Below are 10,289 nucleotides of genomic sequence, written 5' to 3'. Positions count from 1 at the left end.
AAACACCAGCAATCTCTGCCAGGCAACTCCAGCCTCGGTTTCCCACAATCCCGATTCAGGGGGCCGGTTCCTGCGAAACTGTGCCTTCAGGTGTCGGTGGACGCTGCTTTTCGTGTGGCCAACCACCTTCCCCAATGCGCGCAGGCTTTGCTTGGCAGCGATCCCAGCAACAATCGCGCGGCTGGCCGCCCGTATGGCTTGAGTGGTGGCGTTTTTTTTGTCATGGTCGGAAGGATACAGGGATACAGCAACCAGTTTCTACCGCCTCCTTCCTCTGAATACGGCAACATCACTGTCCCGGCTTAAGTGGGTAGCCAACACTGGCATGCCGCAATCGGTGACCCGACGCTCGCCGATGCGATCCTCGACCGCCTGGTGCATCAGGCGCCTGTCCTGGATCTCGATGGCGAATCGCTGCGCAAGAACGGCAAACCCGAATGAACCGCCGCGCCAGACTGACGAGTGATCCACCGCCGCCCGCCAGCCGTCCAGCTATAGAAGGAGCGCCGTCTGGCGGGCGCCCGTGGATCACTCTGCGCTTTGCCCCTCCCGGGCGCCAGGCATTCCACCGCCCGCGCCTCGGTTTCAGGGATTTCCTGCGTGCCAGCGCGCAAACCGTGCGTTACTGCGTAACGCTCATCAGGAGGTAAGAATGGCCAAGACCAACGCGCAACGACAGTTGGAATACCGGGAACGTCATCTGAAAGATGAAAACGGACACGGCGATCGGCTGAATATCGTTCTTCATTTCCACACCAAACGCGCACTCGAACGTCTGGCATTCTGTTACGGCGTAACACAACAGGAGTTCCTGGAGAGGCTTCTTCGTCAGGCCGATAGCGACGCCGCAACGCAGGCGTCGAGGCTTCCCGATGGCAGCGCCGACTACTACGAGAAACAGCGTCGATTGGGTCCGGAAATCGTTACGCCGTAACGAAATTCGCCCCGACTGACACGCACTAAAAAGACCAAAGACATTTATTCGGGTGAGCTAAAAACTTGACCCGAGTAAGCGTCTTGAAGTACCACCCATCAACCCCGCGTCGCTACGCTCCGACTGTCCAGTTTGCCGTGGAATCAGTGTCCAGTTTGGCGTGGAATGAGTGTCCAGTTTGCGTGGAATACACACGTACTGGGCGAATGCCTGCTTCTTGGCCTGGATGAGGTCGAGCGCGACGGCCTGCCGGCAGGCACCATAGAAGTCCTGGGACCGCCCCTTGGGTTGGCCCTTGACCGCGTCGATATACGAGAAGTCGGTGTCAGTCCCGTCTTGACGAACAACCCAGAAGCCGGAACTGCTCCAGCCGGTCCCGGTGTTTAGGCGCCGCTCGAAGTGCGCGATCTGGCCATCACCCTTGGTGGGTTCGCCAACCGCGTCGAGCACCGGGTCGTAACGCTCGATGAGCGCCACGAGGTCGGCATGGTCGTCCTGCTTGGAGACACGCTGCCCGTCCTGGTACCGGTGCAGGACTGCCTTGTAGTGATCAAGGGCACTTTTCTGGGTCCGGAAACTCCCGGACCCGATTTCGACCGATTTTGCCATTCGAACTCCAATACGTAAAGGCCGTCAAGACCTGTTACTTCTAAAGGGGCAGCACCTCAGGTGCAAGCCCCTCTTTGTTCATCAAGCGCTGCAACTCGCTGGCGTGTTCTGCTGGAATGGTCAAGGTAAGCATTCCAAAGAGCGACAGCCTCCCACCCGCCCCCAAGGGAGTGCAGATGCCGCGCAAGCTGATGTCATTGCTGAAGCCGCCCGAGGTAAGAAAGCGGAAATGGGCATACGGACGGGGCACGCATACCGAGGTCACCAGCGACAACCTTGGCAGTCCAGTCGAAATATGCCTGCTTCCGCTCCACTGGCCAGCCTGCAGGAGGTGATGCCAGCATGTCTCGCACGTTGCAGATCTTGTCGGCCAGTTTCACCAGTTTGGCCTCAGTCGAGAGGTGTGGCGCGTGTTCGACTTGCCGTTGCGGACATGCTTCTCCAACGATTTGTCGTCGGTCATCAGTGGTACGCCCTTGCAGCCTCACCGAACCCCGTCGTGTAGATGTGCGCAAACACGGCGTTGGCCTTGAGGTTGATCTCGTCCGCGTCGTAGACGCCAGACGGCATGTACGCGAACAAGTGCTTGATGATCTCGGCCTTGACCTGGGCCTGCGCGGTGGCCTTTTCGCGCCAGTGGTCAATCTGCAGCTTGCCGCTGCTCAGCTTGTACAGCAACTCCTTTGCTATCTTCTTGATGGCATCACGGTCACCCTTGGTCAGGCTGTCCTTCTGCAGCAGGTCGAAAACGGCCAGTTGGTCTTCGCTCTCCAGCCCTTCACGCAGGTAGCGTTTCTCTTCTTCGTTGAGGTTGTCGTTGAAGGTGAACAGGTCATCCATCACCTTCTGGATCTCGGCGGCGTCCTTGTCCTTGTTGTACTCCTGGATGATTTCCTGGTAGCGCTCGTACAGGTCGACTCGGGTCGGGTTGAGCGCCACCATCATGGCCAGACGCTCTTCGATCTTTTCCTTCAGGTTCAGCGTGACCACGTTCTTGAACGGCGACTTCTCAAACTCGGTCCGCAGGCGTGAGAAGTCGATGTTTGAGAGGTCGTAGCGTGCATGGCCCTGGTTGGCCACGGCGGGTGCTGGTTTGCCATCCGTCGTCAGTGCCGTGTCGACGACCTCGTACAAGTCTTGCAGCAGCGCGCTGACGTCGGGCGACTCGCGGGCGTCCTGCAATTTGTTGTAGATCGCAGTGACGGCGCTCTCTTCGGCATCGAAGTCAAACAGGCCCGGGTGCGGGAACAGGCCCCGGTGGCGGGCCCGCACGTCCTCCACGATCACCTGATAGGTCTTGCGGCGCTGGTCGCTCTCGCACAGCAGATTCACCGCGACAAGGATCTGCTGCTGCTTGTCGAAGCCCTTGGCGGCAATGAGCCTGTCCAGATCGAAACCGAGGTCCCCCAGAAAGTCCCTGGCCGCCTTCAGGCTCTGAGCATACTCGGCCAGCGCTTCCGAGTCGTCGCGCACTGTGTTCTGCTCGCCTTCGCCCTTTCCTGTGCCGGCGCGGTCGCCCTGGGCAAATGTGGCCAGGGCCTTGCGCAGACTCTTGAGCATGCCGTTGTAGTCAATGATCAGGCCATGCTTCTTGCCGCCGCCCACGCGGTTGACGCGGGCGATGGCCTGCATCAGCGTATGGCCCTGCATCGGCTTGTCGAGGTACAGCGTGGCCAGGCACTTCACGTCGAAGCCGGTGAGCCACATGGCGCAGACGATGGCAATGCGGAAAGGGTTATCGGCCTGCTTGAACTCCTTCTCCAGGTTGCGCTTGACAATCTTCTCGCGGTGCGAAGAGATGTCCAGCGGCTCGTCGCGGAAGTTGCGCCATTTCGCGAACTCGGCCACCTCGCCCTGCTCCTGCGAAACCACCACGCAGCATTCGGTGGTCTTCATCCACTCGACCTGTTTGCGGCGCTGATGCAGCAGCTTCGGCAGTGCCTTGCCCTTGGCGGCGAACAACGCCTCCTCAGCGGCCACGCTCGCTTCCAGCTGGGCGGTCTTCTCCTGCCACTTGGCTTTGACCAAGTCGTGCATCTTCACGCAGGTGATCTTGTCCAAGCAGACCATCATGGCCTTGCCGCCGCCGGTGTCCACCACCTTCCAGCGCTGGTGGAAGTGATCGACGAAATCCTGTGCCACCTTCTCCAGGCGCGTGGGTGAGGTCAGGATGGGGTAGTCGCGCGCCAGCTCCCGGTAGAGCTTTTCCTCCTTCTCGTCGGTCCAGGGGTCGTTCAGCGTCGCGCCCTGCCTGGCCGCTTCGATGTGCTCGGCAATGCGTTCGCTCACCTTTGGGTCGACGATCTTCAGCTTCTCGCCACGGTTCTCATAGAACAAAGGCAAGGTTGCGCCGTCTGCCACAGCGCGCTGGAAGTCGTAGATCGACACGTAGTCGCCGAATACCTCGCGCGTCAGCTGCTTCTCGCCGGCGTCGATCAAGGGCGTGCCAGTGAAGCCCAGGAACTTGGCGCGCGGCAGGCCCTTGCGCATGTTCAGCGCCAGGCGGCCGTACTGGGTGCGGTGCGCCTCGTCACTGATGACGATGATGTCGTCGCGCTCCGAATAGGCCTCTTTCACCAGTTCGCGGTATTTCTGGATCAGGCCGAACACGTAGCGGCGGTTCTGGTCCCGCAGCATCTTGCGCAAGGCGTCGCCGCTGGAGGCCTGGTCCGTTTTGCTGTTGGCGCGGCCGGCATTGGTGTAGGTGGACGCAATCTGGTCGTCCAGCTCGGTGCGGTCGGTGATGACCACGAATGTGTAGCTGCCCGAGATCCGGCGGTGGATCTTCTCGGTCAGAAAAAGCATCGAATACGACTTGCCCGAGCCCTGCGTGTGCCAGAACACGCCCAGTTGCCCGGCCTTCACTTCGGCCTTGACCTGCGGGTCGTCAGACGTGAGGCGCTCGATCACCCGGTTGACGCCCAGATACTGGTGGTTGCGCGCCACGATCTTGTGCGTGCCCCCTTCGCTGGCATCGAATAGCACGAAGTTTTCGACGATGTCGAGCAGACGGGCCTTGTTCAGCATGCCCTTGAGCAGGATGGGCAGCAGGGGTTGGTCTTTGCCCGGCTCCGGGTCGTCCTCGTCCTGCCGCTTCCATCGGTAGAAGTGCTCGCGGGTGCTGGTCAGCGACCCATACTGCGCATCGTGGCCGTTTGAGATCACCACCAGCGCGTTCCAATGGAACAGGTGCGGAATGGTGTCAAGGTAGTCGCTGTAGTTCTTCTTGTAGGCGCTGTCGATGTGCACCTCGAAGCGCTTGAGTTCGATGAACACCAGCGGCAGGCCATTGACGTAGCCGATCAAGTCCGGGCGGCGCAGCCACAGGCGCCCGCGCACCCACAGCTCGCGCACCGCCTGGTAGCGGTTCTTCTCCGGGTGGTCGAAGTCGATCAGACGCAGGCGCTTGTCCACCAAGCGGCCAGCCGCGTCCCGGTACTTCACCGGCACGCCATCGCGCAGCAGCTTGTACTTCTCTTCGTTCAGGGCAATCAGCGTCTTGGTGATGTCGTCCTGCAGCACCTGCGCCAGGGCCTGGCTGTAGGCCTCTGCGGCCAAGCCCGGGTTCAGGCGCTTCAGCGCGGCCAGCACCTCGCGGCTGAGCACCACCTCGGTGTCGTTGCTGCGGCCCAGAAGGCTGTCTGGCCCGAAGTCCTCGTCGTCCTGGGCGAACACGGTTTGCCAGCCGAGCTGCTTTTCCAGCAGTTCGGCGGTCGGCGCCTGGATCAACAGGTCTTCGGAATAGTCCTTCTTGGCCATCGTCTTGTTTCCCTCCAGTCCCCGGGCCCGCCACGAGCAGGGCCCGGCCGTCTGGGCCCGGCCGTCTTGTCAAGTCATGGTCGATCCGCTACCATTGTGGGCAAATGGGTTGCGACTACGCGGCCGGCGTCGGGCTCCTGGTACTACAGGGGCCCTTCTGCTTTCTGGGGGGCGGTTTTCGGTTGTCACGGAAACACCTTCAGCCCCATGCCCAGCTTATTGCCGGCCTTGTCCCGGTAGAACTTCCCCTCCAGCACCTCTGCCGCCCGGTTGGCCTGTCCCGGCCGTAGCACCGTCAAGCCGATCGGCCGTGCCGTCAGGTCGGCCAGTTGCAGGCCTTCCGAGTTGGTCTTCTTGTCGGCAATAATCAGGTCGAACGGCAAGGGGCGGTGGAAGTAGTTCGCGCCGTCACGGATGCGGCGAAATTCCAGCTCCAGATCGGCGTCTTCCTTGGCTCCGCGTGCCTCGCACACGCTGTAGGTCAGCGCGTCGTCCTGGCCCGCGCCCTTCAGCAGCCGATAGATACGCTCGAGCCCGAACTCCAGCGCCAGGTGGTACGGGTGCGCCGGGATGTTGTAGCGGTCCTTGAGCTTGCGCTTGTCGATCACCACGGCGATCAACTGGAAATCGGCCTCGCCGATGATGTCGGTCAGTGCGTTCAGGAAAGCCTCGCGCGGTTCTTTCGACAGCCGCGAAAATGCCCCCTTCTTGCGCCGGATGTCCGCCTCGTGCAGCACCACCATGTCGTGGCCGAAGGTGGCGAACTTCAGCTGCCGGATGACCGGCGTCACGCCTCTCGCGTACCCATCCTTGCGGAAGATGCAGAACGACAGCACGAACACCGGATAGTCCGGGTCGATGGACGTGAGGCTGTGATCGCCGCTTTCGTCGACGTAGACGATGTAGTCGCTGTGGCCGCCGCCGGCCCGAGGGATGACATAGCTCGCCACCGGTCCGGTCATGCCGCGACCTCCTCGGGCAGACGGATGCCGGAGACGTCGAGTTGGCCAGACATCAGATTGGGGAGCAGCAGGTCGCGGGCATCCGCTAAACGACGATTCTGCAAATCGAGGGTATCGATCTGGCGGTCAATGTCGCCGATCAATCGGTCAAACGCCGTAGCAATATCTGCGTTGGGTTGCAGGATCAACTGACCGAACAGTTCCTTCTTCCCCACTGACGCAAAGATCGCACCGCCGCCGATCATGTCCTCTTCTACGAAGAGTGCCCCCAATTGATAGAAGAGAAGCGATTGGCGGCCCGCGCGGCTTCGCATGGCCGACAGACCACGCCCAATCGCTATCCTGTCCCGAGTCACGTTAAGTCTGCCTACAGGAGCACGAACGCTACACAGGATGTCTCCCGCCTCTGCAACCCGTGTGGTCTGCTTTGTGAACATTTCGTGCGTGACAAATCGATGCCCAAAATCGGACACGCCTTGGTGAAAAGGCAGCCCATCGCCATCGGTGTTGTAGTACTTGGATTCCGGGCTCTGGCCCATCGTGATTTCCGCGACATCGCCAAGTGGCAATTTGGTCCACCCCTGCGGCACCCCGTCCTTCACCGGCACCGTTTCACAGCCGGGAAAGCGCAAGTGCACGAACCACTCTCGGTAGAGGCGGCGGGCGGCGTCTTCGAGCAAGGCGATGCGACGCTGGTTGGTGGCGATCAGGTCGTCGTAGGCTTGCGCAATTTCCGCAATCGCCTGTTGGTCGGGAAGAGGCGGAAGTGGAATCAAAAAATTTTTTAGAATGCCGAGATTGATGTGCGGAACGCCCGCCGTAATGGTTCGATTCAGGATTTCCTGAATCGTGGATTCAAGGCGAAAGTACTGGTAGACGTACCTTGCATCCACTCTGCTCGGATCGACAGTGAGCTTCATCTGACTTTGAGACACCACGTACCTATCGTACTTCGAGTCGCTGGGGATGAAGCCGACCTGCCCAAGCGTGCCACGTTGCGTAAACAGGACGTCGCCGCGAAAGGCCAAATTGGGCCGAAGCTGATCAGCCTTCTCCGGGGTAACAAAGACGAAACCACTTTCGTCAAAGCACCCAGGACCGCCGAGGTTCTGGCCGCGAATTACCGGTACGCCCTCATCCACATAGTGTTGCGATGTCAGGTTTGAACCGAACGGCCCGCCGACACACGCGTAAGGAACGTTGGCCTTGATGCTATCCAGCGTTACTACTGGCCAACTCATCCCAGCAACTCCCCAAAGTTGCTGGCAATCCGCCCCGCCAGTTCCACCGCCTTTTCGTTCAGTTCGGCCAGTTCGTCGTGGATCTCGCGCAGCTTTTCGACGAAGTCGTCCTCGTCTTCGGTCGCTGCCGCCGCCACGCCCACGTAGCGCCCCGGCGTCAGCGAATAGTCGTTGGCGGCGATCTCATCCAGCGTGACGGCCTTGCACAGGCCCGGAACGTCCTCGAACACGCCATGCGGGAAGCGGCTATGCAGCCAGTGAACCTGGTGAATGAAGTAGGCAGCCTGTTTCAGCGCGTCGAGCACCGCGTCGCGCACCGTGGGGGCTTCGTTCTTCTTCTCGTCGGCGGCCAGCAAGGCGCGCTTGGCTTTGCGGGTGGCTTTGCCGTCGAAGGCCTTGCTCTGCCGGGCGCGTAGCTGCTTTTCTGCGGTGTCCAGCAGCTTGAGCCACTGCTTGTGGCGAGCTTCCAGGGTCTTGCCCATGGCCTTGAGCTGTGGTGCCAGGGCATCGAGCGTGGCCTGCAGCGCCACCTGCCCGGCGTGGCTGGCGAGGTCGGCTTGGGCGACAGCGGCGCGGGCGTGGGTGCAGGCGGTGAGCAGTGCAGCGATGGCATGTGCCGCGTGGGCGTCGGCCTGCACGGCGGCCAGTTCCGCCTTGAAGGCATCGAGTTGGGCCTGGGTGAGGTGCGCGTCGTCAGGCTGGTCGGCGTTCAGTTCAGCCAGCGTGGCACCCTGCGCGAACGACTGCAACTGCGTGGCCAGCCCTTCCACGGCAGCGGTATCGGCGGCCATGCGGTCCGGAACGGCTGCCAGCCGTTCATCCACCTGCCGTTGGTAGCGGGCGACGAGCGCCAAGAACTTCTCGGTCTCGCCCCGGTACAACCAGACGATGGCGTTGAGGTTGGCGTGCTGCTCGTCGGTGAAGATGTGCGAGCGCGCCGAGACGACGTGGTACACGTTGCGCGCGTCGATCATCAGCACCTGGTCTTGCAGGTCCTGCGGCTTGCCCTTGTCGAAGAACCACAGCGTGCAGGGCAGGCTGCGGGTATAGAAGAACTTGTTGCCGATGGCCATCATCACGTCGACGTGGCCGGTCTTGACCAGCTTCTCGCGGATGTCGCGGTCCTTGTTGCCGGCATCCGAGGCGCTGGACGCCATGACGAAACCGGCGCGGCCGCTGTCGTTCAGGTAGGCATAGAAGTACTGAATCCACAGGCTGTTGGCGTTGCTGATGGCACCGGTCTTGGCATTGGTGCCGGGCAGTCCGAAGGGCAAGCGTCCGCCGTCGCTGGCCTGGCCTTCCACCTTCTTGGTGTCCACGCCGTCGACGTTGAACGGCGGGTTGGCCATGACGAAGTCGCACTGGCCGACGAGGTGGTCCACCTGGTCGTAGAAGGTGTTGCCCTGACGGATGTTGGAGGCGTCCAGCCCGTGCACCACGAGGTTCATGCGCGCGAGCTTGGTGTTGGTGTCGCTCTTTTCCTGACCATGGAAGGTGACGGTGTCGTTGGCCTGCTGGTGGCGCACGTCTTCGATGAAGTGGCCGGTCTGCACGAACATGCCCGCCGAGCCGCAGGCCGGGTCCAGCACCAGGCCGTGGTCTGGCTCGATGATGTTGACGATCATGCGCACCAGCGACGGCGGCGTGAAGAACTCGCCGCCTTCCTGTGCGCCGCTCATGGCGAACTTGTTGAGGAAGTATTCGTAGATGCGGCCGAACACGTCACCGGTGGCGGCCTTGATGGCGGGGCGGTCGAAGATCTTCACCAACTCGGCCAGCAAGTCGGTCTCGAAGGCGGGGTAGCCGCGCGGCAGCGCCCCTTTGAGCACTTCGTATTCGGCCTCGATCACGTCCATGGCGCGGTCGATCACCTCGCCCACGTTCGCCCCTTGCGGCAGGCTGGCGATGCGGTCGAAGCGCGCTGCTTCGGGCAGGTAGATGGCGGCCTTGCCCTGGAAGCCGAGCTTGATCAGCGTCTCACGCTGAGCGGCCGGCACCTGCGGCGGGATGTCGGCCTCGATCTCGGGCAGGTAGGCCTTGAAGCGGTTGTCGGCGTGGCGCAGGAAGATCAGGCCGAGCACCGGCATCGCGTATTCGGCGGCGGTGAGCTTGGAGTTGGCGCGCAGCTGGTCGGCGGCCTCCCAGAGTTCGTTTTCGAGTTGCTGGACGTTCATTCAATCGTTCCCGTTGTTCTGTTCGGCACCGGCCGCAGCACCCTCGTCGGCCCCGCCCGCGCGCACCCATTCATCGACCTCGGACAACTGGAACTTCCACAGTCGACCGATCTTGTGAGCGGGCAGGCCTTTGCGCTCCCGCCAGCGGTAGACGGTGTCCTTCACGACGCCCAGGTGCTGGGCGACATCACTTGCAGTAACCCACGGTTCTGGATTCATGGCATTGATACTTCGGCGTCCCTCACAGTCGTCTTAAATTGTCATCAGTCTAACAGAATGACGCATAACATATCTGGCTCGAGCGGGTGGTATCGACGACAGTTTGTCACGGTTGTGGCAACTGGCCGACGACCACTTCGGCCACGATCCGGACGCCATCGCTGGAGTTGCGTCGGCGATCTAGGGCGAGTGGATACCGGGCTGAACGGCCTCCGTCGCCGTAAAGCTGGCGGCTAAGCCATTCGCCCTCGCGGAAGCCTGTGCCCCCGACCCGATCAGACTCACAAGATCTCCCGCCTTAGGTGATTTCCGGGAATCAAGATCCCGAACAACTACCGCAGCAGCTTGTTTTTCTGGCCATGGGCCCGGCCTAACACCATGACTCTTGGTA

At 61.5% G+C, this 10,289-nt stretch carries 9 protein-coding genes and 2 pseudogenes; 3 read left to right on the top strand and 8 right to left on the bottom strand.

Annotated features, from left to right (window positions below; all coding sequences use genetic code 11):
• The 3 genes and pseudogenes from E4Q08_RS24110 to E4Q08_RS16160 all read left to right on the top strand — a co-directional run.
• Positions 1-306 (top strand): hypothetical protein (locus E4Q08_RS24110; RefSeq protein ID WP_211203458.1); only part of this gene is annotated, 306 nt, incomplete at its 5' end.
• A gap of 12 nt (positions 307-318) precedes the next feature.
• Positions 319-441, top strand: a pseudogene (locus E4Q08_RS16165) (ATP-binding protein); the annotation flags it as partial.
• A gap of 211 nt (positions 442-652) precedes the next feature.
• Positions 653-934: a hypothetical protein gene (locus E4Q08_RS16160; RefSeq protein WP_169071141.1), complete on the top strand. Its 282-nt coding sequence runs from the start codon at positions 653-655 to the stop codon at positions 932-934.
• Between the two features lie 57 nt (positions 935-991).
• Here E4Q08_RS16160 and E4Q08_RS16155 read toward each other — a convergent pair whose 3' ends face one another.
• The 8 genes and pseudogenes from E4Q08_RS16155 to E4Q08_RS16120 form a co-directional block, all read right to left on the bottom strand.
• A complete protein-coding gene (locus E4Q08_RS16155; RefSeq protein ID WP_248594961.1) occupies positions 992-1,543 on the bottom strand; it encodes a DCL family protein in 552 nt (183 codons plus the stop codon).
• A 40-nt stretch (positions 1,544-1,583) separates the two neighbouring features.
• Entirely contained in the window at positions 1,584-1,817 is a 234-nt protein-coding gene (locus E4Q08_RS16150; protein ID WP_034909706.1) for a hypothetical protein, read from the bottom strand.
• Positions 1,738-2,006, bottom strand: a pseudogene (locus E4Q08_RS24935) (phosphohydrolase); the annotation flags it as partial. The pseudogene E4Q08_RS24935 and the gene E4Q08_RS16150, both read right to left, overlap by 80 nt.
• The gene (locus E4Q08_RS16140) at positions 2,006-5,302 is read right to left on the bottom strand and encodes a type I restriction endonuclease subunit R (protein WP_034909708.1); all 3,297 of its coding nucleotides are present in this window, start codon (positions 5,300-5,302) and stop codon (positions 2,006-2,008) included. The gene E4Q08_RS16140 and the pseudogene E4Q08_RS24935, both read right to left, overlap by 1 nt.
• 185 nt (positions 5,303-5,487) lie before the next feature.
• Complete coding sequence (locus tag E4Q08_RS16135; RefSeq protein ID WP_169071140.1) at positions 5,488-6,264, bottom strand: DUF3800 domain-containing protein; 777 nt, start codon at positions 6,262-6,264, stop codon at positions 5,488-5,490.
• A complete protein-coding gene (locus E4Q08_RS16130) occupies positions 6,261-7,505 on the bottom strand; it encodes a restriction endonuclease subunit S (protein ID WP_169071139.1) in 1,245 nt (414 codons plus the stop codon). Before E4Q08_RS16130 ends, E4Q08_RS16135 begins: the two co-directional genes overlap by 4 nt.
• Positions 7,502-9,679 (bottom strand): type I restriction-modification system subunit M, encoded by a 2,178-nt coding sequence (locus E4Q08_RS16125; RefSeq protein ID WP_169071138.1) that lies wholly within the window; start codon positions 9,677-9,679, stop codon positions 7,502-7,504. Before E4Q08_RS16125 ends, E4Q08_RS16130 begins: the two co-directional genes overlap by 4 nt.
• Entirely contained in the window at positions 9,680-9,898 is a 219-nt protein-coding gene (locus E4Q08_RS16120; RefSeq protein WP_034909712.1) for a helix-turn-helix domain-containing protein, read from the bottom strand. It abuts the gene before it with no gap.
• Positions 9,899-10,289 lie beyond the last annotated feature (391 nt).

The sequence above is a fragment of the Candidatus Accumulibacter contiguus genome (genome assembly GCF_012940005.1).
Taxonomy (GTDB): domain Bacteria; phylum Pseudomonadota; class Gammaproteobacteria; order Burkholderiales; family Rhodocyclaceae; genus Accumulibacter; species Accumulibacter contiguus.
Note: the sequence above shows the minus strand (reverse complement) of the source record. Positions and strands in the feature narration are given on the sequence as shown.

Bases quoted from the DNA above. Each gene is read 5' to 3' on its own strand.
- E4Q08_RS16160 (WP_169071141.1), top strand. From the start codon at position 653: ATGGCCAAGACCAACGCGCAACGACAGTTGGAATACCGGGAACGTCAT.
- E4Q08_RS16155 (WP_248594961.1), bottom strand. From the start codon at position 1,543: ATGGCAAAATCGGTCGAAATCGGGTCCGGGAGTTTCCGGACCCAGAAA.
- E4Q08_RS16140 (WP_034909708.1), bottom strand. From the start codon at position 5,302: ATGGCCAAGAAGGACTATTCCGAAGACCTGTTGATCCAGGCGCCGACC.
- E4Q08_RS16135 (WP_169071140.1), bottom strand. From the start codon at position 6,264: ATGACCGGACCGGTGGCGAGCTATGTCATCCCTCGGGCCGGCGGCGGC.
- E4Q08_RS16130 (WP_169071139.1), bottom strand. From the start codon at position 7,505: ATGAGTTGGCCAGTAGTAACGCTGGATAGCATCAAGGCCAACGTTCCT.
- E4Q08_RS16125 (WP_169071138.1), bottom strand. From the start codon at position 9,679: ATGAACGTCCAGCAACTCGAAAACGAACTCTGGGAGGCCGCCGACCAG.
- E4Q08_RS16120 (WP_034909712.1), bottom strand. From the start codon at position 9,898: ATGAATCCAGAACCGTGGGTTACTGCAAGTGATGTCGCCCAGCACCTG.